Annotated in this window: 14 protein-coding genes and 1 tRNA gene; 7 read left to right on the plus strand and 8 right to left on the minus strand. The window is 42.4% G+C overall.

The window, feature by feature from the left end:
- Window positions 1-5: 5 nt before the first annotated feature.
- Both H6G18_RS12115 and H6G18_RS12120 read left to right on the plus strand, forming a co-directional pair.
- Entirely contained in the window at window positions 6-536 is a 531-nt protein-coding gene (locus H6G18_RS12115) for an AAA family ATPase (protein WP_190407351.1), read from the plus strand.
- Between the two features lie 120 nt (window positions 537-656).
- Window positions 657-1658 (plus strand): DnaJ C-terminal domain-containing protein, encoded by a 1002-nt coding sequence (locus H6G18_RS12120; RefSeq protein WP_190407352.1) that lies wholly within the window; start codon window positions 657-659, stop codon window positions 1656-1658.
- 86 nt (window positions 1659-1744) lie between these two features.
- Here H6G18_RS12120 and H6G18_RS12125 read toward each other — a convergent pair whose 3' ends face one another.
- Complete coding sequence (locus H6G18_RS12125; protein WP_190407353.1) at window positions 1745-2281, minus strand: peroxiredoxin family protein; 537 nt, start codon at window positions 2279-2281, stop codon at window positions 1745-1747.
- Window positions 2282-2544: 263 nt separating this feature from the next.
- Window positions 2545-3156, minus strand: a complete 612-nt coding sequence (locus tag H6G18_RS12130) for a peroxiredoxin (protein WP_190407354.1) — start codon at window positions 3154-3156, stop codon at window positions 2545-2547.
- A gap of 138 nt (window positions 3157-3294) precedes the next feature.
- Between H6G18_RS12130 and H6G18_RS12135 the strand changes: the two genes are divergently transcribed.
- From H6G18_RS12135 to H6G18_RS24745, 5 genes are all read left to right on the plus strand, one after another.
- A complete protein-coding gene (locus tag H6G18_RS12135) occupies window positions 3295-5481 on the plus strand; it encodes an amylo-alpha-1,6-glucosidase (protein WP_190407355.1) in 2187 nt (728 codons plus the stop codon).
- 492 nt (window positions 5482-5973) lie between these two features.
- Window positions 5974-6354, plus strand: a complete 381-nt coding sequence (locus H6G18_RS12140; protein ID WP_190407356.1) for a hypothetical protein — start codon at window positions 5974-5976, stop codon at window positions 6352-6354.
- 7 nt (window positions 6355-6361) lie between these two features.
- Window positions 6362-7267, plus strand: a complete 906-nt coding sequence (locus H6G18_RS12145; RefSeq protein ID WP_190407357.1) for a hypothetical protein — start codon at window positions 6362-6364, stop codon at window positions 7265-7267.
- 134 nt (window positions 7268-7401) lie between these two features.
- Window positions 7402-11442, plus strand: coding sequence for a caspase family protein (locus H6G18_RS12150; protein ID WP_190407358.1), 4041 nt, complete (start codon window positions 7402-7404; stop codon window positions 11440-11442).
- The gene (locus tag H6G18_RS24745) at window positions 11439-15905 is read left to right on the plus strand and encodes an nSTAND1 domain-containing NTPase (RefSeq protein WP_242040283.1); all 4467 of its coding nucleotides are present in this window, start codon (window positions 11439-11441) and stop codon (window positions 15903-15905) included. The genes H6G18_RS12150 and H6G18_RS24745 overlap by 4 nt, the downstream gene beginning before the upstream one ends.
- A 178-nt stretch (window positions 15906-16083) precedes the next feature.
- Here H6G18_RS24745 and H6G18_RS12165 read toward each other — a convergent pair.
- The 6 genes from H6G18_RS12165 to H6G18_RS12190 form a co-directional block, all read right to left on the minus strand.
- Window positions 16084-16157, minus strand: a tRNA-Met gene (locus H6G18_RS12165).
- 289 nt (window positions 16158-16446) lie between these two features.
- Window positions 16447-17838, minus strand: a complete 1392-nt coding sequence (locus tag H6G18_RS12170) for an MATE family efflux transporter (protein ID WP_190407359.1) — start codon at window positions 17836-17838, stop codon at window positions 16447-16449.
- Between the two features lie 23 nt (window positions 17839-17861).
- Window positions 17862-18893 carry a sucrase ferredoxin gene (locus H6G18_RS12175; RefSeq protein WP_190407360.1) on the minus strand — a complete coding sequence of 344 codons (1032 nt, stop codon included), beginning with the start codon at window positions 18891-18893 and terminating at the stop codon, window positions 17862-17864.
- An 11-nt stretch (window positions 18894-18904) separates the two neighbouring features.
- Window positions 18905-20287 (minus strand): cytochrome P450, encoded by a 1383-nt coding sequence (locus H6G18_RS12180; RefSeq protein WP_190407361.1) that lies wholly within the window; start codon window positions 20285-20287, stop codon window positions 18905-18907.
- 87 nt (window positions 20288-20374) lie between these two features.
- A complete protein-coding gene (locus H6G18_RS12185) occupies window positions 20375-21751 on the minus strand; it encodes a cytochrome P450 (protein WP_190407362.1) in 1377 nt (458 codons plus the stop codon).
- An 18-nt stretch (window positions 21752-21769) separates the two neighbouring features.
- Window positions 21770-25864 (minus strand): non-ribosomal peptide synthetase, encoded by a 4095-nt coding sequence (locus H6G18_RS12190; protein WP_190407363.1) that lies wholly within the window; start codon window positions 25862-25864, stop codon window positions 21770-21772.
- Window positions 25865-25872 lie beyond the last annotated feature (8 nt).

Consider the following 25872-nt stretch of genomic DNA (forward strand, 5'->3'; position numbering starts at 1 on the left):
GACTAATGACGAAACTAATATTGCTAATTGGTCTTCCTGGTAGCGGTAAGTCAACTTTGGCAAAAAAATTAGTAGCAGAATGCCCCCAGATGCAGCTGGTTTCCACAGATGCCATCAGGGGGCAACTATTTGGCTCAGAGGCAATCCAAGGGTCATGGCTGCTGATTTGGCAAGAGATAGAGCGACAATTACAGCAAGTTGTTGTTACCCAGAAATTAGTTCTGTTTGACGCTACCAACGCCCAACGCCGCCACCGTCGTGAACTAATTACCCTAGCCCGTGACTTAGGTTTTACCCACATTACAGGGGTTTGGATCAAAACACCTGTCTGGTTGTGTCTAGCACGCAACAAAAAACGCCTGCGCCAAGTCCCCGAAGACGTAATCTTAAGAATGCACCGCCAACTCCGGGACGCACCCCCAACTCTAGAAGAAGGATTAGACCACCTAATTACCCATGAAAGTCTCTCTTCCCCCAAATTTTCAGCCCTGAAGTACGGAAATTGCCCTTACCCAGTGAGGAGGAACCACACTTGATTTTCTTTATTATTTGTTAACTTAAAATCAGAATATTTATTGCTCGGCATTATACCTAGCAAATTCTCAATCTCAACTCTTAGAAAAATACTTAAATAAATTTTTACAGGAGGCTGGTAGATGGCTGCAACCGACTTCAAAGACTATTATGCGATTTTGGGAGTTAGTAAAACTGCCACTCCAGAGGAAATTAAACAAGCCTTTCGCAAATTAGCCCGCAAATACCATCCCGATGTGAATCCAGGTAATAAACAGGCGGAAGCAAGCTTTAAAGAAGTTAACGAAGCTTACGAAGTTCTCTCAGATGCCGATAAACGCAAAAAATATGATCAGTTTGGGCAATATTGGCGACAAGTAGGTGAAGGCTTCCCAGGGGGCGGCGCTGGTGTCGATATGGGCGGCGTTGACTTTAGCCAATACGGTAATTTTGATGAGTTCATTAATGAGTTATTAGGACGCTTTGGCGGTGCTGCACCTCGTGGTGGGCGGCAAAGTTACTCTTACCGCACCGCGACAGGTAGACCAGGGGGCGGTTTTGGCGGTTTTAATGACTTTGGATTTCAAGATGTAGGAACAGCAGGTGGTAGCCAAGATACAGAAGCTGCTATCAGTCTGAGTTTTGCCGAAGCTTTTGCTGGCGTTCAGAAGCGTTTTAGCTTAGGTAACGAAACTATTGATGTCCGAATTCCGGCTGGTACGAAGCCTGGTACTCGCTTACGGGTAAGGGGTAAAGGCCAATTTAACCCGATGACTCAACAACGAGGCGATTTGTATTTAAAAGTAGAATTGCAGCCGCACTCGTTCTTCCAAATTGAAGGCGATAACTTGGTTTGCGAAGTTCCCATTACCCCAGATGAAGCAGCCCTGGGAGCTTCAATTGATGTACCTACACCCGATGGTTCAGTTAACGTTAAACTACCTGCGGGAGTGCGTTCTGGTCAATCTCTTCGTTTACGGGGTAAAGGTTGGCCCATAGCTAAGGGTGGACGAGGCGATCAATTTGTGAAAGTTGCTATTGTTCCACCAAAAGATATGAGCCAACAAGAGCGAGAATACTATGAAAAAATCCGGGCTATTCGTAGTTACAATCCCCGGAGTCATTTACAGCAAGTCAAGTTGTAATATCATTTCTGATTGACGATTACATTAATTGTTGAGGTTGGTAATGGGAAATGGGGAATATTTTTTCCAATTACCAATCACTAATATTAATCAAATTTTGCTAACAATTGCTCAACGCTAGCATTATGATCGAAAAACGAAAATAAATGCTTGTAACAAAGTCTGCCTTCTTTATCTAAAACAAACTGGGCTGGTAACGGCGCTCCTAAGGCTTGTCCTACTTGATAGGTACGAAATGTTCGGCAACTAGGATCACTGAGCAAGGGCATTTTTAATCCTAAATCTTTCACCACTATTTGACTTTGCTTTTCGTCAGTACTCGTAACTAATAAAAGTTCTATACCGCGACTGGTAAATTGTTCATAGTTTTCATTTAAAGCTTTGATATGGGGAAAGCAAAAAGGACAATATTGCTTTTCAGTGAAAATTCGGGTGAAGGCTAGTAATACGGGCTGTTTGCCTCGGTAATTTGACAGTTTAACTACTGTGCTGTTGGTAATATCTGGTAATTGAAAGTCTGGTGTCCCTACATCTAGTCTTAGTTCATTGCTAGCTGGAATCGGCAAAAGATTACGAAAGAATCGCTCATTAAATAAGCCACTAAAATCTGTTGATGTCAGCATATTTTTATTCCTAAATTATATAAATATAAACAGAAAACAAAACCACAGATGGACTCTGAAATCAACACTGATTTTATATCTGTGTCTATCTGTGTCCATCTGTGGTAAGGGTGATTCGCTTCTTTGACTCTTGCAAGCAAGGTAGAGTTAGAAGGTTTCTAAATAAAATCATTTATTACAGAAAGGCAAAATGAACATATACAGAAAAAGCTAAAAACTCGTTAGGCTGTTTTCTTTCCTTCTGCCTTCTGCCTTCTGCCTTCTTAAACAGCAGCGAAGTAAACTTTGGACTTCACTGGGTCTGGAGTCATGGTCTTTTCGCCAGGTTGCCAACCAGCAGGACAAACTTCATCTGGGTGAGACTGAACATACTGAATTGCTTGTAATGTCCGCAGGGTTTCATCAACGCTGCGACCAAAAGCTAGGTTGTTAATGGTAGCGTGCTGGATTACACCATCTTTGTCGATGATGAACAGACCACGTAAAGCAATACCTGCTGCTGGGTCTAGTACGTTGTAAGCGGCGCTAACCTCTTTCTTAATATCCGAAACTAGGGGATAATTTAGGTCGCCAACACCACCAGACTTACGATCAGTTTGAATCCAAGCTAGGTGGGAGAACTCGCTATCAACGGACACACCGAGGATTTCGGTGTTCAGTTTCTTGAATTCTTCGTAGCGATCGCTAAATGCTGTGATCTCAGTGGGGCAAACAAAGGTAAAGTCTAGGGGGTAGAAGAACAAGACAATATACTTACCACGATAGTCGGAAAGCTTAATTGTCTTGAATTCCTGATCAACTACGGCAGTTGCTGTAAAATCGGGAGCCTGTTGACCAACGCGGAGGCTTCCTTCTATTCCGTAAGTGATGGACATTAACTTAATTCTCCTTCAACTTATATCGGTTTACTAGCGTTAGAGTTTGGGTCAGACAAAACTCACCCATCCACGCTGTCACAGTTTGATTACGATCTGTTACGACTATATCATAGTCATAACGATTTTGAGTAGCTAATGGATGATTTAGATACAAGAGAATGGTTGCTTACCAATGGCTTAGGAAGTTTTGCCAGTGGTACTGTTTCGGATATCCGTACCAGAACCTATCACGGTTGGCTATTTGCTTCGACAAATCCGCCTTCTGGACGTACCCTGCTGCTTTCACACTTAGAAGCTAGTTTAGAAGTAGCAGGAAAAGCGGTGGCACTGGGAACGAATATCTGGGGTACGGGTGAGATTGGGCCAACAGGTTATAAACTGCTACGTTCTTTTGATGTTAACCCAGTTCCCAAATGGATTTGGGGTGAAGATGACTGGCAATTAAGCAGGCAACTCGTTATGCCCTATGGTTGTGGAGGGAGTAGGGAGTGGGCTTGCCCTGAGCGCAGTCGAAGGGGAGTGGAGAGAGAAAATGATATTCAAACATCAGAATTTTGCCATCGGCTGTTAATTCAATATCGTTATGAAGGTAGAGAAACTGCTGTATTAAGACTGCGATTGCTAATTGCCGATCGCGACTTTCACCATCAACAAACTAATAGTCCAGATTTACAATTTTCCCAAGTGCTGGGTAACAAACAAATTTGCCTGCAAGCTATGATTGCTGGGCGCTTTGGCACACCTTGGCAGTTACAGTGGTCACAAGGAGAATATCAAGCAAATGCAGTGTGGTATTGGCATTATGGTTTACCAGAGGAGACACAACGCGGCTTAGGCGATCGCGAAGACCTCCATAGCCCTGGTTATTTGACAGTGACTCTCCAACCAGGAGATGCAGTAACTTTAGAAGCGCGGATGGGTTTTCCTGCGGAACTAACAAATTCTCTCAGCAGTGACACCTTTGCAGAAGCTGTGGAAGCAGAGCAAGAAAGGCTGGCTCAGGTGTTTGGATGGGGAGTGGGAGAAAAATTAGGACTTGGGGCAGGAAGCAGGGGACAGGGGGGAGAAATTTCCCCTTTTCCCCCTGCTACGCCACTTGCTCCACTTGGAGAGACCCCAAGACCGCAGTGGCTCCCCTGCTCCCCAACTTCCTATCCCTCATCCCCAATTTGGCAGCAACTACTCAAAGCAGGTGATCAATTTATTGTCTATCGAGATTCAATTGCTGGTCCCACGGTGATTGCTGGTTATCACTGGTTCAATGATTGGGGACGTGATACCTTAATTGCTTTACCAGGTTTGGCATTAGTAACGCAGCGTTTTGAATTAGCAAAAGGGTTGTTACAAACCTTTGGGCGTTACTGTCGCCACGGTTTGATACCTAATGCTTTCCCTGATATTGACAGTGAGCCATACTACAACAGTATTGATGCAGCCCTATGGTGGATTGAAACTTTAGGGCTTTACCTGGAAGCTACCCAAGACTGGCAATTCTTGGCGGAGCAGTTCCCCATTGTCCAGCAAATTTACAAAGCATATTTTGGAGGTACACGCTACAACATTCAGGTCGATGCTACTGACGGACTAGTTGGCTGGGATGCTCGGAGTGTTGCTCTGACCTGGATGGATGCAGTGGTCGAGGGAAAACCTGTGACTCCTCGTCCGGGTAAAGCAGTGGAAATTAACGCTCTGTGGTATTCTGCTTTATGTTGGCTGAGTCAATGGGCTGAACGCTTGAGTCAGATGAATATGGGTGATTCAGTCCGTCTGGCAAAACAGGGGCGGCGTTATGCTCAACAAGCACAACAGGTAAAAGCTTCTTTGCAAAAGTTTTGGAATCCACAGCTGGGTTATTTGTACGACACCATCGATTTGGACGATCGCCGTAATGCACAAGTTCGTCCTAATGCAGTTATTGCCTTGTCTTTGTACCATTGTGGGTTTTCTCAAAAGCAGGGAGAACAAATATTAGATTTGGCAACTTATCGCTTGCTGACTCCTTATGGTCTTCGTAGTCTCGACCCCGCAGACCCAGAATATATCGGCAAATATGAAGGCAACCCGGAAAAACGCGATCGCGCTTATCACCAAGGTACTGTTTGGACTTGGCTGATCGGGCCTTTTATCCGTGCTTGGCAGCGTTTTTACCCAGAACAACCATTGCCTTTTGATTGGCAACCCTTATTGGATCACTTTCTTAGCGATGCTTGTCTTGGTTCCATTTCCGAAATTTTTGATGGCGACCCTCCTCACAGAGCGAGAGGAGCAGTAGCACAGGCTTGGTCAGTCGCTGAAGTGATTCGGCATTTGCCTATGAAATGATTTACGTCTGCACAGTTGTAATATCTGTGGGGGTTGGTAATTGGTAATGGTACAAAATATTATCTATTAACTATTATTCTTTACCTACCACATCAACTGTACATTCACAAATCAGATGTCGCTTTTTAACAAATTAATGTCGTGATTTTTAAACCGTAAAACTCCTGCGCAGTAAGGACTTTACGGATTTATATAATTATACAAAAGTAACGAGAGACTTTTTACGGATTTCACAAACTGAAGTCGCAAAACCAAAAATTTCACATTTTAATAGTCGCTTATTTTCTTCAGCTAGAAAGTTTGCTGTAAAAGGACTTCACGAATTGGATGTCGCATTCTTTAGATTGGCAATGTAGTTTGCTTAGTCTAAGGGGTAAAACCTGATTAATGGCAGCATGGGCTGCGTCAGTGTTAAAAAATTAACTGCGGTAGCCTGTTTCAGTGTATAAATTAGAAAAATAGCTATTAATCTTACATAATGAGGTTTCAGTTGTGGCGTTTCAACCTGAAGACATTCTAGAGGGTGGACGTTCGATTCGTCCTTTCCTTCCAGAACTTTTAGGAAATGATGCGGTTCAAGTAGACAAGCAATTGGCTGAACTTCTAGCACAAGCTAAAGCTGGGCAGCAAGTCGAACAGCAGATTTTAGAAATCCTGAAAAGTTACCCAGATACTCGCAACTGGATCGCTGAGTTTCTGAGTGAGCAACAGGTATCAAAAGGTTTTCAGCAACTTCCAGGTTCAGGCGAAGCATTATCTGCTCAAAAGTATATATGTCCTCAAGGGGACTACGTTTGGTATCGTCGGGTTGTTGGAGCGACAATACCAACCTGTCCTACTCATGGTGTCCTGCTAATACCTGCTGATCAGTAATAAAAATATGCCAACCAAATTTTTGGAAAGTCTGGGTGGAAAACTTGCAGAAAACTGGGCTGCAAACATACTGACACCAGCCTTTGTCTTTTGGATGGGGGGACTATTAGCTTGGGTCTGGCGTTTTGGTCGAAAACCTTTGGAAGATTGGCTCAAGCAGCAACCAGAATCTTTGCTAATTGCTGTTACGGTAACTGGTTTGCTGGTGATTGCTGTCTCAGCTTTTGTGGTTCAAAGGTTTGATTTATCTGTTTTAAGATTTTTAGAAGGCTATTGGTCTCGGTGGTTGCAACCTTTTCGACGCTGGATGATACAGCAACAAGAGCAAGATTTTAAACGAAAAGATAAGCGTTGGCAAACTCTGGCTGATGAAAAAGATATAACTAATGAGGAATTGGAGGAATATGTGACGTTAGATGGACAACTTATGCAGTTTCCATCTCAAATTAATAGATTCATGCCTACAAAGTTAGGCAACATTCTTAGAGCGGCTGAAAGCCGTCCTTATGATAAGTATGGCTTGGATGCTGTAATTTGCTGGTCTCGCCTCTGGCTAATATTACCAGATGGGGTAAAGAAAGAATTACAGGAAGCACGGTCAAGTTTGAACACAGCAGCCCGTTTTTGGCTCTGGAGTTTGCTGTTTATCGTATGGGCTGTTTGGGCTTGGTGGGCTGTTCTTGCTGGGTTGCTGGGGATGGCATTTGCTTATAACTGGGCTGTTGATGCAGCAGGAGTCTACTGTAGCTTGTTGGAGTCCGCTTTTGATTTGTACCGCTTAGAACTTTATAAATCCCTTCGTTGGCCAATACCTATTAATCCTAAGCAAGAGCGAGAGTTAGGTAAGCAATTGACAAATTATTTATGGCGAGGTTCTGATGACGACAGACCAATATTTAAGCCTCTACAGTAAGAGTGACTGTTTATGGGCAATGTCTTAGTAAAGACAATTTACTCAATTATTGTCTCTAAAAAATCCGAGTAAAATTAAACACTCGCTAAAATTTTGATAAATTTTCCCAATTTCACCAAAAAGTCGCATATTTAATGAGTAGAGATGCTTTAGTAGTTGGCATTAATAAGTATAATTTTGCAGGCTTGTCAGGTTTAAAATCACCTGCTAACGATGCCGAAGCGATCGCCAAGCGACTTAGTGAAGCTGGAAATTTTCATGTCAAGCGATCGCCTCAATTCCTAGATCCGTTTGAAGATAATGCACCACGGGTATCACCAAACCAAGAACTCAAACTGGCAGACTTAGAAAAGGCTTTAGAAGAATTATTTTATCCTGAAGGCAAGAGTATCCCAGATACCGCGCTGTTTTATTTCTCTGGGCATGGTCTTCGTAAAGAGGGACGCATTAAGGAAGGATATCTGGCAACCAGTGATACAAATCCTGATGTGGGCAACTGGGGATTGCGATTAAAGTGGCTGCGGGAGTTATTACAAGAAAGTCCAGTTAGACAGCAAATTATCTGGTTGGACTGTTGTTACAGTGGGGAATTACTCAATTTTACAGAAGCTGACCCAGGCGATCGTGGCAATACACGCGATCGCTGTTTTATTGCTGCTTCCAGAGAATTTGAGCCAGCCTATGAAAATGTTGGTGGAGCCAGTAGCCTACTGACTAGCGCAATTTTGCGCGGATTTGACTTGGCTGATGTATCTAACCAATGGGTGACGAACGAAACATTAGTGGCATTCTTGCGAGAAGAATTAAAAACAGCACCCCAAAAATTCATCTCTAATAACTTGGGGTGTATTAATATTATTTTTAAAACAGAAACAGGCAATAAAGAAGCTGTTCAACCTGCTACACCAACTGCCAATCAATCAAGTCAAACAGCTAAATTAGCAGATCAATTGCGGGGTTGGTTCACTGCCTTATATCGCTTTGAAAAGTATGAAATTAGCAATGAAAATTATTTTGAATGGATTATTAATGTCAATAACCCTGTAGATAAAAAGGGGTATAACCGAGTTTTGGTGCGCGGCATTATAGGAGAAGCCGAAATGGCAGATGTTGCCGCCTTGCGACAGTCAGTAAATGCTCGAAAAACAGATATAGGTTGGCTAATCACGAACCGCCGTGTCAGTCGCGCTGCTAAAGATGAGGTGAGCAAGCAAGAAAACCAGGATTTGTTCTGCTACACCCTTGATGAGTTGCTGGATCGAGATGCAGATTTTAGTTGCTATCTCAACTGGTTGGAAGATGAAATCAAGCAACGGGGAATTGACCGCACCTATGTACCGCTAGCTTGTACTAAAGAGGAATTTGATCCCATCTCAAAGCAGAAAATGGGCATTAGCCGTTACGCCCAAGCTGATGGTTGGATTGATGGTTATGTTGATCGCTGGCTTGATGATCCTGCTAAAGAACACCTTTCCATTCTGGGTGAATTTGGTACTGGTAAAACTTGGTTTGGGTTGCATTATGCCTGGACTGCTCTGCAACGCTATCGTGATGCTCAACGCCGGGGAGTAGAACGTCCACGTTTACCGTTGGTTATTCCTTTACGGGATTATGCCAAAGCAGTCAGTGTAGAATCGCTATTTTCGGAGTTCTTTTTTCGTAAGCATGAAATCCCTCTGCCTGGTTATTCTGCTTTTGAACAACTCAACCGCATGGGTAAAGTGTTGCTGATTTTCGACGGCTTTGATGAAATGGCAGCTAGGGTAAATCGCCAAGAGATGATTAACAACTTCTGGGAACTAGCCAAAGTAGTAGTACCAGGAGCAAAGGTAATTCTGACTTGTCGAACTGAACATTTCCCCGAAGCAAAAGAAGGCAGAGCTTTGCTTAGTGCAGAGTTGCAAGCTTCTACAATTAACTTGCCTCTAGAAACACCTCGCTTTGAAGTGCTGGAATTAGAAAAATTTGATGACGAGCAGATTCGGCAGGTATTTGGGTTTCGTGCTGAAGTAGAGACTGTAGAACGAGTAATGAATAATTCGACACTGCGGGATTTGGCGCGTCGTCCCGTCATGACAGAACTGATTATAGAAGCTCTGCCAGAGATTGAGGCGGGTAAGCCAGTTGATATATCACGGGTATATTTATATGCTGTGCGGCACAAGATGGAAAGGGATATCAAAGCCGAGCGTACCTTTACTTCATTGGCAGATAAACTCTATTTTTTGTGTGAACTGTCGTGGGAAATGCTCTCAAAAGACCAGATGAGCATGAACTACAAAGAATTTCCAGATCGGATTCGGGGTTTATTTGGTTCTGTAGTCGAGGAAGAAAAGGATTTAGACCACTGGCATTATGACATGATGGGGCAGACAATGCTGATTCGTAATGCGGAAGGTGACTACAGCCCAGCCCATCGTTCATTATTAGAGTTTTTTGCTGCCTATAAGCTGGTGGCAGAGTTAGGCGTTTTAGCCCCCGACTTCACAGAACTGGCTCAAGCACAGTCTTGTTTAGACAAAACTGTTTCAGCAAGAGATTACACTTGGTCAGAATACTTTCAGCGACAGTGCCAAGAAGATGGAAAACTGCTACCCATAGCACCAATAAAGTCATTTACCAACGCATCTTTAGAGAGGTTATGTAATTATTTGGGTACGTCGCCTTTGGCAAAAGCTGTGCTGGATTTAGCTGTGCCAATGTTAGATGAGCAGGTTTTTCAACAAAATTTGTTGAGGCTGATTCAAGCAACCCGTCGCAAAACCCAGGCTCAGGTGGGTTATGTGGGCGGCAATTTAGTGAAATTACTAATAGGAAGAAATCCTTATAGCCTGGAAAATTGTGATCTCAGCCAGACTGTGATTACGGATGTAAACTTTGCTAATACCAGCTTTCGGTGGATCAATTTGATGGGAGCCAATCTCACAAACTCTGTCTTTGCACCAGTTCTGGGAGTTGTCAATTCAGTAGCTTTTAGTCCAGATGGCAAAAAATTGGTGATTGGAGATAGTAAGGGTACTATACAGGTTTGGGAAACATTCTCTGGCAGGGTCTTGTTGTTTCTTCAAGGGCATGAAGATTGGGTCAGATCAGTGGCGTTTTCCCCCGACGGTGAGCGCATTGTCAGTGGCAGTGATGACAAGACACTCAGGTTGTGGGATGTGAATGGTCAGCCAATTGGTCAACCCTTTATGGGGCATGAAGATTGGGTCAATTCAGTGGCGTTTTCCCCCGACGGTGAGCGCATTGTCAGTGGCAGTAGGGACAAGACACTTAGGTTGTGGGATGTGAATGGTCAGCCGATTGGTCAACCCTTGTTGGGGCATGAAGATGGGGTCACATCAGTGGCGTTTTCCCCTGACGGTGAGCGCATTGTCAGTGGCAGTAGGGACAAGACACTCAGGTTGTGGGATGTGAATGGTCAGCCGATTGGTCAACCCTTTATGGGGCATGAATCTTGGGTCAATTCAGTGGTGTTTTCCCCCGACGGTGAGCGCATTGTCAGTGGCAGTAGGGACAAAACACTCAGGTTGTGGGATGTGAATGGTCAGCCGATTGGTCAACCCTTGTTGGGGCATGAAGATTTTGTCAGATCAGTGGTGTTTTCTCCCGACGGTGAGCGCATTGTCAGTGGCAGTGATGACAAGACACTCAGGTTGTGGGATGTGAATGGTCAGCCGATTGGTCAACCCTTTATGGGGCATGAAAATTTGGTCTTGGCAGTGGCGTTTTCCCCCAACGGTGAGCGCATTGTCAGTGGCAGTGCTGACAAGACACTCAGGTTGTGGGATGTGGATGGTCAGCTGATTGGTCAACCCTTTATGGGGCATGAAAATTTGGTCTTGGCAGTGGCGTTTTCCCCCAACGGTGAGCGCATTGTCAGTGGCAGTTATGACAAGGCACTCAGGTTGTGGGATGTGAATGGTCAGCCGATTGGTCAACCCTTGTTGGGGCATGAATCTTGGGTCAATTCAGTGGCGTTTTCCCCCGACGGTGAGCGCATTGTCAGTGGCAGTTATGATGAAACCATCCGTATTTGGGATGCAACTACTGGTGAGTGTCTGCGGGTAATCAGCTATAAACTTTGTGCAGGGCTGAATATCACAGGTGTAACAGGGCTAACGTCAGCACAGCGCATCGTATTAAAACTAATGGGAGCGATTGATAATTCATGAGCCGAGATGCTTTAGTTGTTGGCATTAATACTTATAATTGTCCACAATTGCCCCGCTTGCGATCGCCTGCCAAGGACGCGGAAGGTATTGCTCAACGACTAAGTAAAGGAGATTACTTTCGAGTTTGGCGGCTTCCGGAATACCTTGACCCATTTGAAAATAACGCCCGTCGTGTAGCTCAAAATCAAGAAGTCACCTTGAAGCAATTAAAAACTGCATTAGAACAACTATTTCTCCCTGAAGGCAATAATTATCCAGACACAGTTCTGTTTTATTTTTCAGGACATGGTATTCGCAGTACAGGACGCATTAAAGAAGGATTTTTGGCAACTAGCGACACCAACCCAGAAGATGACAAATGGGGATTATCCTTACAGTGGTTACGGCGGTTGTTGGAAGAAAGCCCAATCCGCCAGCAGGTAATTTGGTTAGACTGCTGTTACAGTGGCGAACTGTTGAACTTTGATGAAGCAAATCCAGGTGGTAAAGAAAAAGCACGCGATCGCTGTTTTATTGCAGCTAGTAGAGAGTTTGAAAAATCCTGGCAAGATGCCAACAGTGATTACAGTGTGCTGACGAAGGTATTACTAAAAGGGCTTGATCCACAAAGACAACAGGATGGTTTAGTAGATAATTTAAGGCTAATAGATTTTATCAATCAGAACTTAAAGCAAGAAAAGCAGCGTCCGGTATTTCATAACTCTGGCTCATCCATCACATTGGTTCACAGTAGAAGAACTTTAACCCAAAATACTGATAATTCTTTGCAACCGAACAAAAATCCCTATCGGGGTTTAGCCGCCTTTGACTTTAAACCAGAAGACATTCAGTTTTTTTATGGACGAACAGCATTAACAGATGAACTTTTAGAGAAACTCTGGCAGCAGAATTTTCTGGCAGTATTGGGAGCATCTGGTAGCGGCAAATCTTCAGTTGTACGGGCAGGGCTGCTAAATGCGATTCAGCAAGGGGAGCGACGAGATACAGCCAATTGGCATATTCTGCCAGTTATTACACCAGGAAATGATCCTTTAGCAAGTCTTGCAGCAGCGTTTATTAATCTCAACGAACCCGATGGGCGTAAGTCTCGACTCTGCCAAACCTACAGCCGTGCGTTACAGGAGGAGGGAGCAAAAGCCTTAGCAGAGTTAGTTGCTGATTACCAGCCAAACCCAGTGGTATTGGTTATTGACCAGTTTGAAGAGGTATTTACACTCTGCCACGACAGCCAAGAAAGACAAAAGTTCTTTGCTTGTCTCATGGATGTGCTGACTTCACCTAATGAAAGTGAAAACAATACTGCTGCCTTACGAGTTGTGATTACCATGCGGGCAGATTTCTTGGGCAAATGTCTAGAACAAGATTATGCCGGACTTGCCGAAAATATCAAAAATCATATGGCAACAGTAACACCTTTGAACCAAGAGGAGTTGCGAGATGCCATTATCAAACCTGCTGAACTGGTGGGATTAAGTGTTGAGGAAGCACTGGTAAGGAAAATGATTGCCGATGTCCAGGGTTCTCCTGCTAGTTTGCCACTACTACAGTATGCACTGACAGAACTGTGGGAACTTTGGCATCAGGACTGGCAGCAGCGTGGGACGGCAGCAGGTAAAACATTAACACTGACAAACTATGATCAAATTGGTGAAGTCAAAGGAGCTTTAGAAAAACAGGCAGATAAAATTTACAATACCCTTTCCGAGAAAGAACAAGCAGTTGCCAAACGAATCTTTTTGGAGTTAACGCAGTTGGGAGAGGGTACGGAGGATACCCGTAGACGAGTTCTCAAAGGTGAGTTGATTAATGACCAGCATCCAGAGGAATTGTTAGATCAGGTAATTCGCAAGCTGGCAGATGCTCGATTAGTGGTCACAAACAATATTGTGCTAAATGTAACCACAGTGGCACGAACAGAGGAACTGGGAGATACGACAGCCCAACCCGTTGAGGTGGTCATAGATGTAGCCCATGAAGCACTAATTCGTCACTGGACAAGTCTGCGGTTATGGCTCGATGAAAACCGTGATGCTTTAAGAACGGAGAGAAAATTGCAGGTTGCCGCTAAAGATTGGCAGGATCACCAACAAGATAGTGATTATTTGTGGTTAGGTGCAAGGTTGGCAGAAGCACAAGAGTATGAGCAGAAATACTTCAGCATGGGGCGACTAGCTCCCCTGAGCAAAAAATTTATTGAAGCTAGCAAAACAGAACAGCAGCGATTAGATCGAGAAAAGGATGAACAAATTAAAGCATTAAACCAGGCACTAACTGAATCCCAACTACGGGAGCAAGCTGCAAGGATACTTTACTTATTACAAATTCAACCACAGGCTGGCGTGGAGTCAGCCATTCAGGCAATAGGAGAAAATCTGAAGCAACTGCCAACAAATATATTGACAGTAGTGCAGAATAACCTGCTGCAAGCTATGGCTATTGTGAATTTACCTAGTATTATCCGAGGGCATGAAAAAGCGGTCTTATCAGTGGCGTTTTCCCCCGACGGCCAGCGCATTGTCAGTGGCAGTTATGACAACACACTCAGGTTGTGGGATGTGAATGGTAACTCCATTGGTAAACCCTTGATGGGGCATGAATCTGGGGTCCATTCAGTGGCGTTTTCCCCCGACGGACAGCGCATTGTCAGTGGCAGTTATGACAACACACTCAGGTTGTGGGATGTGAATGGTAACTCCATTGGTAAACCCTTGATGGGGCATGAATCTGGGGTCACATCAGTGGCGTTTTCCCCCGACGGTAAGTACATTGTCAGTGGCAGCAGGGACAACACACTCAGGTTGTGGGATGTGAATGGTAACTCCATTGGTAAACCCTTGATGGGGCATGAATCTGGGGTCACATCAGTGGCGTTTTCCCCCGACGGTAAGTACATTGTCAGTGGCAGCAGGGACAACACACTCAGGTTGTGGGATGTAAATGGTAACTTCATTGGTAAACCCTTGATGGGGCATGAATCTGGGGTCACATCAGTGGCGTTTTCCCCCGACGGTAAGTACATTGTCAGTGGCAGCAAGGACAAGACAGTTAGGTTGTGGGATGTGAATGGTAACTCCATTGGTCAACCCTTGATGAGCCATGAATCTGGGGTCAATTCAGTGGCGTTTTCCCCCGACGGTAAGCACATTGTCAGTGGCAATTGGAACAACACACTCAGGTTGTGGGATGTGAATGGTAACTCCATTGGTCAACCATTGATGGGGCATGAATCTGGGGTCCATTCAGTGGCGTTTTCCCCCGACGGTAAGCACATTGTCAGTGGCAGTTATGACAACACACTTAGGTTGTGGGATGTAAATGGTAACTCTATTGGTCAACCATTGATGGGGCATAAATCTGGGACCCATTCAGTGGCGTTTTCCCCTGACGGTAAGCACATTGTCAGTGGCAGTAGGGACAAGACAGTTAGGTTGTGGGATGTGAATGGTAACTCCATTGGTCAACCCTTGATGGGGCATGAATCTGGGGTCCATTCAGTGGCGTTTTCCCCCGACGGACAGCGCATTGTCAGTGGCAGTAGGAACAAGACAGTTAGGTTGTGGGATGTGAATGGTAACTCCATTGGTCAACCCTTGATGGGGCATAAATCTGGGGTCACATCAGTGGCGTTCTCCCCCGACGGCCAGCGCATTGCCAGTGGCAGTACGGACAAGACAGTTAGGTTGTGGGATGTGAATGGTAACTCCATTGGTCAACCCTTGATGGGGCATAAATCTGGGGTCACATCAGTGGCGTTCTCCCCCGACGGACAGCGCATTGTTAGTGGTAGTACGGACAACACACTCAGGTTGTGGGATGTGAATGGTAACTCCATTGGTCAACCCTTGATGGGGCATGAATCTGGGGTCCATTCAGTGGCGTTTTCCCCCGACGGACAGCGCATTGTTAGTGGTAGTACGGACAACACACTCAGGTTGTGGGATGTGAATGGTAACTCCATTGGTAAACCCTTGATGGGGCATGAATCTGGGGTCAATTCAGTGGCGTTTTCCCCCGACGGTCAGCGCATTGCCAGTGGCAGTACGGACAAGACAGTTAGGTTGTGGGATGTGAATGGTAACTCCATTGGTAAACCCTTGATGGGGCATGAATCTGGGGTCACATCAGTGGCGTTTTCCCCCGACGGCCAGCGCATTGTCAGTGGCAGTTATGACAACACACTCAGGTTGTGGCGTGGTAGCTGGCAATCATGGCTGAAGGTCTGCTGTGACCGATTTGTTTACTACCTTATCTCTCACAACCCTGAAATCAATATTATGGAAGGAGCTTGCGCTGTCTGTGCAAAATATGCTTGGAGTAGTGCAGAAATAGCAAAAATTTTGCAGCGACAAGGTTATGACTTAGCTGTTCAGGGCAAGGTAGAACTTGCAATCACCAAATTCCAGCAAGCAATTGAGTACGACCCCAACTTAGAGTTAGACCCGAAAACAGAAGCTTACAAGTGAACAGACGTTAAAAGTCAATAGTGAGCAATCTAACTCCAGATTTCTCTAACCCTGAATTGGAAAACATCATAGTTTTCTAATCGTAATCAATCTTCATCTGGTTGTTACCTCTCAAAGCTATTTTGAGAGGTCATTGATAACTATATGGTAGGTAATCAAAATAATATTGATTTAAAAATGGCTCAGGTCTGATTTGAACAGACGACCCCAGGCTTATGAGTCCCGTGCTCTAACCAACTGAGCTACTGAGCCTTGTTTTTCACACATTTCTTAATATAGCAGACAAATTTATTTTTGCCTAGTCCCCTGGGAGATTATTTTTTCTAACTGTCCAACTGTTGAATAGTAGAGATCGCGGCGAACAAAATTCTCTTGTATAGGAATCCGATTTGATTATTGTTGGCGTAGTCTGCAATTGCGCTTAAAAATCTCAGTATTTTTAGAGTGGACAATGACTAGCATTCTGATTGTTTTTTATCTAGAATAGCTTTTTTTAACACAGCCAGAGGTTGATACTTTTTTTGCTCACAGATGTTTAATTTTATTCCTTTATTTCGGTAATTACTGATTGTGACATTGTTTTCAAGTAAATTTTTCTAAATTCTATCCATGTAAATAAAGCGACTATTAAAAAAGTCAATATATTGACAGAAGCAACACCATAATAAATTCCATTGACTCCAAAAACTATTGGGAAAGTTAACAATATTGATAAAAACAAAATAATTTGTCCGGTTAATGTGATAATTCCTGCAATTTTCCCATTGCCTATAGCTTCAAAAAAAACAATACTACATGACACAAAAGAAAGGCATGGCAATAAAAATGTAACAATATGAAAGTTCAGCAAATCGTTATCAGTGAAATTAAAATCAGGTATCAACCAGCTAAGAAATATTTTGGGAAATAACTGTAAAGGTAGCCATATTAGAATTAAAAAAATAGTTCCACCCATTGTAAAAGTCAAGTAACTCTTCTTCAGTCTTTGATAGTTATTGGCTCCATAATTCATGCCAATTACTGGTTGTAGGGCTTGCACTAATCCATATAAAGGAGCGATCGCTAAGGAATATAACCTGATACTTGCTCCACCAAATGCAATATCGGTATCTGTGCCATAGTAAGCCATTGATTTAAAAAGTACTATTTCTTGAACTATACCCGTAACTTGGGAAAGCATAACCGATAAACCTACTGTTAAGATCGCGGGTAGTAAATCTAGGGACAGAGTTAATTTCTGATAATTAACCGAAATAGAACTTTTACCAGAAATAAAATATGTACAATTGACAATGGCATAAGCGATTGCAGAAATAACTGTCGCCAGAGCTATTCCTTGAATTTCCCACTTGAAGATACTGACAAATATAAAATTCAAAATAGTATTAACAAGGACATAAAGCCCAGCAAAACAAGTTGCTAAGACAATTTTACCTTCGGCTTTTATTAACTGGCTAGAAGATACTGCTGTTACCAAAAATACTGAGCCTAGTATATAGGTTTTAAAGTAGCTTATTGCCGAGGATGCAACTTCACCTTCTCCCCCCATAAATGCAATTAATTTTTCACCAAAAAGGTATCCTGATATTGTTATCAAAAATGAGACAATGAGACTGAGAATGATAAGATTACCAAATATTTTTGACTGAGTTTTACTATCCCCTGAACCAATAGATCGACTGAGAACTGAAGCAGACCCTACTCCCACTGACAAGGCACATCCGACGGCAATAAATGTCAATGGCAGCGCAAGGGATATAGCCGCCAAGGCAGTTTCCCCCATGAGTCGCCCTGCAAATAAAGCATCAACAAAAGTGTTCAGGCCTATTAGCAACATTCCCAAAATGCCGGGAGTTGATAACTTGAACATTAGTTTAATTAGATTACCTTGAAGGATTTCATTTTTGATTTGAGATTTTTTTTGTAAAGTCATTTATTGTTCTCGACTATGACTATTTACTCAACTTGAACCAAACGACTAACGCGATATTGCTTCACCGCCTCTAACTCCAGTTCTTTTGCTGAGTTAAATGCACTCATAATTTCACCACAAGATTCGATTCTGGCTTCATAAGCACCTGTTCTACGACTATGTGGATCTGCAAAATCAATACGAACTTCTGCCCAATCAGCATCCTGTCCTTCAGTAACTTCTTCTATTGCCAGGACTTTCCCTGCTTTTAAGTATTTGAGCCAACTCCAGCCAGACTGCATCCAAATTTCTCGGTCAGCAATTTGCTCGAATTTGCTAAAACCTGTCCATCCTCGGTAGTAGTGTTGCAAATCTGCAACTAAGCCATTTTCGTTTACCAATAAATCAAGGACTTCCGGTTTTAAATGTCCCCATAAGCATCCTTGGGGTAAATCAACTAAGGTAGGGGCAAACTGATGACCGCCAAAGTGAGTTGTTTGCCACACTCTTAATTTTCCATTGGATGCTGGAGCATATTCTTTGCGTAATCGCCGATATATAGGTGTGCCAAATCTGCCACAAGCAAGGTCAACTTGAGCATGGGTACAAACCATCAGTTCGCGGATGTCAATGTTTTGTTGCTGATACTGCTGAAACTTTGATAAATCGTTGGGCTGTTGCATCAACTGCTTGAGTATTGCTGTTAGTAACGCATTGGCTTCCTCCTCTGGAACGATAAATTCTTGCTTTTCAAACTGAGAAAACATCTGAGTAGGGCGATGGTAGTACAGTACGCGGGTGAAGCCAGAGTGAGAGTACTCGCGGTCAGGAGCAATTAACATCGGTCGTAGTTTGACCCCTTGCTGAAAAATTAGCTCTTGGAATAAACCCATCAATGACTTAGTAGTGGGATTTTCCTGAAATATTTCTTGTGACCAAGGTTGCGGAGCTTCCATAATCAGCCAATGGTCGTAACTACCTGCTGTACCAATCGGGTCTTCTTTGTTAGCTTGAGAAACCAAAGAGCAAAAACGACAATCTGTAAGGGGAAATTGATTGGTTTGTTCGGTTTGCATGATTTTATGTACTAAGTTGAACTTGTAACAAGTTTTTGCGATCGCTCTTGGTGTGGACGCTGACCAAGCATTACCATTTTCAACTTACTACTAGGTGGATAGTTAACACCTATGGCCTTGGGTTTTTCGACTTTATTTTCATCTGCTAGTCCGAGTTGATAGCGTGAGACAATTGTCGCCAATACCAGCTTCATTTCAAACAAACCCAAAGCTTCCCCAGGACAGCGACGAGCGCCGCCGCCAAATGGGAGAAATTCATAAGGAGTGTACGGTCTTTCCAGAAAACGCTCTGGTCGGAATTGCTTTGGTTGTGGGTATAAATCTTCTCGTTGATGGGTCAGATAAATGCAGCCTCTGAGGATTGTACCTGGACTCAATTCATAACCCATTAACTCAATTGGTGATTCTACAAGTCGGGGAAATGTCACTACCTGAGTTGGGTAAAGTCGTAGAGCTTCGTTACAAACAGCACTCAGGTAAGGTAGTGCTGCAATCTTCATCGGATCTGGAGATTCCCCCAGAGTATCGAGTTCTTCTCGCAGTCGTTGGCGAACATCAGGTAAATGGTGAATCCAATATAACGACCAAGTAATGGCCGTGGCTGACGCATCTTGACCACCCAATAGCAATGAGGGAAACAAATCGCGTATATCCTCATAACTCATTGGTTGACCTGTTTCATCGCAAGCAAGCACGAGTTCAGAAAGGACATCAGTGCGGGAGGTGTCTGCTTGCGATCGCCGTTCTTCTATTTCTCTCTTGAGTAGTTTGTCAAACTCTCGTTGGAGACTCAGCCAATATCCCCAAGGAGTCCAGTGACCTAAGTCCTTTCTCAAAAAGGGATAAGACAGAGATAAGCCCAGCCAGTAAGACCTAGAAAAACTTAGTAAATTGGAAAGCACTTGCCTAAACTGTTCGTAACGTTCTCCTGAATGCAAACCAAACAAAGTTTGCAATATCACCTCTAGAGTAATTTTTTGTACAGTCGGGTAGGCATAAAAAGATTGACCGATCGCCAGATTGTTAATAACTTTATCTGCAACTTGACAAATGCGTTCTCCGTATAATTTTACGCGAGTCCCATGCAGGGGAGGCATCAACAATTGACGGCGATGTTTGTGACGCAAGCCGTCAAGCATGAGTAAGCCATTGCTTCCCACTAGTAAAGCGGCTCCTTGGTTGAGCTGACCGGCGGCTGTAATCTCTTTAGCACTGGTAAAAATCTGTTTTATTCCTTCGGGATTGCTGACTATTACTAAAGGTTCAGAACCAGCCATAATAGTGAAAATATCACCATAGCGATCGCCCATCGCATCCATAAAACCAAGAGGATCGGTCTTAAAGTGATGATTCAGCAACCAAGGAGAAGTTTTAGGGCCGTCGGGTAGTTTCATTAGTATTTTTTGAGATAATTTAGATTATTAGTTAAGTGTTAATACGCTGGAAAAAGTAAGTAAAAAATTAATCTTTTTTACTTCTACTTAGATTGATCCAACAACCGATGGTTGCGACTGTCCTTGATGTTGACGGTGATCGCCCATGACCATTTTCACGCCACTAGCTGGGTAACAAATTAGACCTCCAAATTTAGGGCGTTCTGGGCGATCGCTAACTAATTCCAGCTGATAATTGAAAAGAATAGTTGCTAATATAAGTTTCATTTCAAATAAGGCGAAAGTTCCACCAATACACACGCGAGAACCACCACCAAAAGGTAGAAATTCGTAGGGAGAAAATTGTTTTTCTAAAAAGCGTTCTGGCTGAAATTCTTGTGGTTTGGGATATACATCTTCGCGCTGATGGGTGGAATAAATATTACCAATAAGTATTGTACCGGGATGCAATTCGTAACCCATGACCTCAACGGTCGATTCTACCACTCTGGGAAATGCAAACAATTGAGTTGGGTAAATTCGTAAAGCTTCGTGACAAACAGCACTAAGGTAGGGTAGTGTAACAATGCTCATGGGGTCTGGGTTTTGACCAAGGCTGTCGAGTTCTGCAAGCAGGCGCGATCGCACCGTCGGTAAATGATGAATCCAGTATAAAGACCAAGCGATCGCCGTTCCCGAAGCATCACCTGCTGCAAATATAGGCGACAATAAAAGGTCACGCACCTCTTCATCACTTAATAATTCACCTGTTTCATCACAAGCAAATATCAGATCCGAAAGCATATCAGTACGTGACAAATCTTCTTTTTGGCGCCGTTCTGTAATCTCTGCTTGTAACAATTGAAAAAGTTCTCGCTGTAGATGGAGGCGATATCCTTGCGGACTCCATCGGCCTAAATCCCGTTGTCCCAAAATAGTTTTCAGAATCTTAACGATAGGAGATTGTCCGTGTCTAAGTGCAGATACGAATAAATGTTTGATTTTGTCATAGCGTTCTCCTTCAGCTAAACCCATGACAATCTCTATACCAATTCGCAAGGTAATATCTTCAATTATTGGGTATGCAACGAAGGATTTTCCAATTACTTGTTGACTCATAATCTTTTTTGTGAGTTCGCAGATACGTTGTCCACAGGCTTGCATCCGCGTTCCATGAAAAGACTGCATTAAGAGCTTACGTCGATTTTTATGAATTAAACCATCAAGTTGAAGAACTCCGCGATCTCCTGTCATAAAAGCGAAATCTCGGTTCAATTCACCCCTAGCTGTAATTTCTTTTGTATTTGTAAAAATTTCCTTTAGTCCTAAAGGATTGCTAACATAAACTATTGGTGTAGAACCAGACATGACAGTGACAATATCACCGTAACGTTTGGAAATACCATCCATATAGCTAAAGGGATCGGCCTCGAATTGGAGATTTAGCAACCAGAAGGGTGTTTTCGGTTGGGGGGGTAGTTTCATCAGTTTCTTTTACTCTCTTTATTGTTTAACATCGCACTTAGCATTATCAATACAAATTCGCAAGTTATTAGCTAATTCCTGAATATGAGGTTCAACGAAAATCGAGAAATGATCACCTGGAATTTCCATAACTTGAATAGGCTGGCTAGAAAATTTTCCCCAACCTAAGAAGGGGTCATCGGTATTCCATTCGGGATTATCAAAGTCATGAATAATTTCTTCTTTAGCTCGCAAGAGAGTAATTGAGTAAGGATAAATCTGCGGAATATAATCTCGCATGGCTTGGACATTAGCTTTGAAAATTGTGTAGTAGCGCAGAAAATCCTGAATTTCTGTGTCGCTAAAGATAAAGTTTGCCTTTTTATTGATCAAATTAAATTGCTCATTCAGCTGCAAATCTCGAATTTCCTCAAAAGGAAGAGAAAAATCTATATTATTATTAGTTTTTATCGATTCTGCCATGCGGAGTAAAAATTTGGCATCATCGTCTTTTGTCGGTTTAATGTGTGTTTCTGAAACTATGGCATCGATAATCACTAACAAACCTACAGTTTGACCTTGTTTTTGTAATTGCTGCGCCATTTCAAAAGCCAGGACACCACCATAACAATGACCACCTAAAAAATAAGGCCCATTTAGTTGCACTTGACGAATTTCTTTGAGGTAGTAAGTTGCTGTTTCTTCTAATGAGATAGTTTCTCGTTGGTCTTGTTCTGGAGTATGTTCTAAGGCATAAAATGGATAGTCTTCACCAAGTCTTCTGGATAAATTAAAGTAGTGATTAATACCTCCACCAGCACCATGTATACAGAAGAAAGGTATCTGAGAACCAGAAGAGTTAATTGCTACTAGAGGGGAATTAGAATTTTTGCGGGATGGCTGACTGACAATAATTGCTAATTTCTCAATTGTTGGATTTTCAAAAAGAGTAGATAAAGCAAGGTTATGCCCAAATTTGTCTTGAATTTGAGCCATTAAGCGTACAGCTAAAAACGAGTGTCCACCTAAATCAAAGAAGTTATCTGTGACTCCAATTTGGTTATGATTTAAGAGATTTTCCCATAATTTGAATAATGTTAATTCTGTAAAATTACGAGGAGCAATCAGAGATTTAGTCGTATATTGTCGGATATTATTATGAGTTAGCAGCGCACGTTTATCTACTTTACCATTGGGTGTTAGTGGCAGTGCATTCATGACAACAAAGGCAGAAGGAACCATATAATTAGGTAATTTCTGCTGTAAGTATGGCAATATCTCTGTTGCTATTTCCTGTTTTTCTGTGACGATATAGGCAATTAAATGTTGATTTTGAGCGTCATTATTAGCAATAACCACAGATTCTTTTGCATCTGGATATTGTGTAATAACACTTGCAATTTCCCCTAATTCTACTCGAAAACCTCTAATTTTTATTTGGTCATCATGACGACCTAAATACTCAAGATTTCCATTGTTAAGATAACGTACTAAGTCACCTGTTTTATAAAGTTTATATCCAGGAATAAAGGGATTATCGATAAATCTTTCTTGAGTTAATTTCGGACGATGTAAGTAACCCTTTGCCAATCCATCGCCACCAATAAAGAGTTCGCCAATCACTCCTAAAGGTGTTGGTTGTAAATTACGATTCAACACATAAACCTGAGTATTATCGATAGGACAACCGATAGGAACGTTGTTTGCTTGGCTTGGTAATAAACTCGTATCGTAGTAGGTAGCGTTGGCAGAAACTTCCGATGAGCCGTAAAGGTTGATGAGTTTAGCAAATGGTATCAACTCGTAAAAAGTTTGGACTAACTTAACAGACAGAGCTTCTCCGCTTGTTATCCAAAGTTTTAGCTGCGATAATTTCTTAGTCAGATGACTGTAATTATCTAAAAGTAAGCGCAGTAGCGAAGGTACAAGTATAATTCGGGTAACTTTTTTTTCCGCTAAAGTTGCTATAAATATTTGCGGGTCTAATAGAGTTGCATTGCTAATAATTACTGTGGGAATCCCTTGAAGTAAAGGAGCAAAAATTTCCCAAACAGAATCGACAAAACTAATAGCTGTTTTCTGACAACAAACCTCTCCTTGGTTAAAAGGATAGGTTTTCCATAACCAGTGTAAACCGTTTACTGTACCGCGATGCGTGCCAAGAACGCCTTTAGGAGTTCCAGTTGAACCAGAAGTGTAGATAATATAGGCGAGATTATCTGCTTTGTAAATGTGGGTTGGGTTGACTTGAATTTCTTGAGCAATTTCGTCTTTGTGAATATCCAAACAAACAGTTTTAGCCGAAAATAATGATAATTTATCTAATATTTTCTCCTGAGTAATTAACACCGATGCTTGAGAATCAGAGAGCATCAAATTTAAACGCTCAACTGGATAACTGGGATCAAGGGGAATATATGCACCACCAGCTTTGAGAATGGCTAAAATTCCCACCACCATATCTATAGAGCGTTCTAGACATATAGCAACTAGAGTTTCTTCTGTGACCCCCTGTTTTTGTAAATAATGTGCAAGCTGATTAACTCTATGATTAAGTTGACAATAAGTTAGTTTCTCTGACTGATGAATTAATGCTATGTGATCAGGTGTTAATTCAACTTGTTTTTCAAATAATTGATGGAGAGACGCATCTTGAGGATAATCTGCACGCGTTTGATTAAAATTAAATAGTAGTTGTTCTTGCTCAGAAGCGCTTAGTAGTGATAACTGACTGAGGGTTTGTTCTGGATTAGCAACGATATTTTCCAATAAAGTCTGAAAATTATTGATAAATTGGTTAATAGTTGCTGAATCAAAAATATCTGTATTGTACTCCAAAAACCCTGTTAATCCTTCTGGAGATTCAGATATAGACAGAAAAATATCTAGTTGAGCCGTACCGCTATCAAACTCTAAATTACGTAAGGTTAAGCCAGACAATTCCTGTGCAGATACTGGACTATTTTGCAGGACAAACATTACTTCATAAAGAGGATTTCGACTTAAGTCGCGTTCGGGTTGTAATTCTTCTACAATCATCTCAAAAGGCAAATCTTGATGTGCATAAGCATCAAGAGTTACTTCACGTACTCGATGTAAAAGTTCGCGGAAACTGGGATTACCAGTGAGGTCATTACGTAACACCAAAGTATTAACAAATAACCCCAACATCCCTTCTAATTCGGCGCGGTTGCGGTTGGCAATGGGAGAACCAATTAAGATATCTTCTTGGTCTGTATAGTGGTGTAGTAATATGTTAAATGCTGCCAGCAAACTCATGAATAAAGTAGCGTCTGCTTGCTGGCTCAATTGTCTTAAACCATCAGTTAAAGCCTTTGAGAATTTAAAGTATTGCTTGGCACCAGTGAAAGTAGTAACGGTAGGTCGCGGACGGTCTGTAGGTAATTGTAGTAAAGGTGGCTCACCTTTTAGTTGTTGTTTCCAATAATTTAATTGGGTTGTGAGGATTTTACCTTGAATGCGATCGCGCTGCCAAATTGCAAAATCTGCATACTGAATGGGAAGTTGCGGTAAGGGAGAAGGCTGATTTTTAGAGAAAGCAGCATACAGGGTTGACAGCTCCCGCAGAAACACACCACAAGACCATCCATCTGTAATAATGTGGTGCATGGTCACAAGCAAAACGTGTTCTGCTTTACTCAGGTGTAATAAAGTTGCTCTAACTAAAAGTTCTTTAGCTAAATTAAAAGGTTTTTTTGCTTCTTCTGCTACCAGGCGTTTAACTTCAGGTTCCCAATCTTCTCCGGATAAATCTTCAATATTAATGATGGATAAATCCCAATTGACTTGGGTTCTAATTTCCTGTACCAATTCTCCATTTTTAATCTGAAAATTTGTGCGCCAAATTTCATGACGATTGAGTATTTCATTTAAACTCTGCTGAAGTGCTGCAATATTTAATTGTCCTGTGATATGAAATGCAACGGGAATATTGTAGAAAGAACTCCCGTGGTAAAGTTGGTCTATAAACCACAGTCTTTGTTGAGAAAAAGATAAGGGAATATTTTTAGATACTTGACGCTTGGGAATAGTATCTGTTTTAAGTTTTCCTCCCTTCCATTTTTCTAAAAGAGCTTTTTTAGCGGATGATAAATTAGAATATTTTTTATCCATTGTTAATC

The sequence above is a fragment of the Anabaena subtropica FACHB-260 genome, from assembly GCF_014697105.1.
Taxonomy (GTDB): Bacteria; Cyanobacteriota; Cyanobacteriia; order Cyanobacteriales; family Nostocaceae; genus Trichormus; species Trichormus subtropicus.

Coding starts and splice junctions, on each gene's coding strand:
- H6G18_RS12170 (WP_190407359.1), bottom strand. CDS start 17,838: ATGACTTTACAAAAAAAATCTCAAATCAAAAATGAAATCCTTCAAGGT.
- H6G18_RS12115 (WP_190407351.1), top strand. CDS start 6: ATGACGAAACTAATATTGCTAATTGGTCTTCCTGGTAGCGGTAAGTCA.
- H6G18_RS12145 (WP_190407357.1), top strand. CDS start 6,362: ATGCCAACCAAATTTTTGGAAAGTCTGGGTGGAAAACTTGCAGAAAAC.
- H6G18_RS12135 (WP_190407355.1), top strand. CDS start 3,295: ATGGATGATTTAGATACAAGAGAATGGTTGCTTACCAATGGCTTAGGA.
- H6G18_RS12185 (WP_190407362.1), bottom strand. CDS start 21,751: ATGAAACTACCCCCCCAACCGAAAACACCCTTCTGGTTGCTAAATCTC.
- H6G18_RS24745 (WP_242040283.1), top strand. CDS start 11,439: ATGAGCCGAGATGCTTTAGTTGTTGGCATTAATACTTATAATTGTCCA.
- H6G18_RS12130 (WP_190407354.1), bottom strand. CDS start 3,156: ATGTCCATCACTTACGGAATAGAAGGAAGCCTCCGCGTTGGTCAACAG.
- H6G18_RS12120 (WP_190407352.1), top strand. CDS start 657: ATGGCTGCAACCGACTTCAAAGACTATTATGCGATTTTGGGAGTTAGT.
- H6G18_RS12150 (WP_190407358.1), top strand. CDS start 7,402: ATGAGTAGAGATGCTTTAGTAGTTGGCATTAATAAGTATAATTTTGCA.
- H6G18_RS12175 (WP_190407360.1), bottom strand. CDS start 18,893: ATGCAAACCGAACAAACCAATCAATTTCCCCTTACAGATTGTCGTTTT.
- H6G18_RS12190 (WP_190407363.1), bottom strand. CDS start 25,864: ATGGATAAAAAATATTCTAATTTATCATCCGCTAAAAAAGCTCTTTTA.
- H6G18_RS12125 (WP_190407353.1), bottom strand. CDS start 2,281: ATGCTGACATCAACAGATTTTAGTGGCTTATTTAATGAGCGATTCTTT.
- H6G18_RS12180 (WP_190407361.1), bottom strand. CDS start 20,287: ATGAAACTACCCGACGGCCCTAAAACTTCTCCTTGGTTGCTGAATCAT.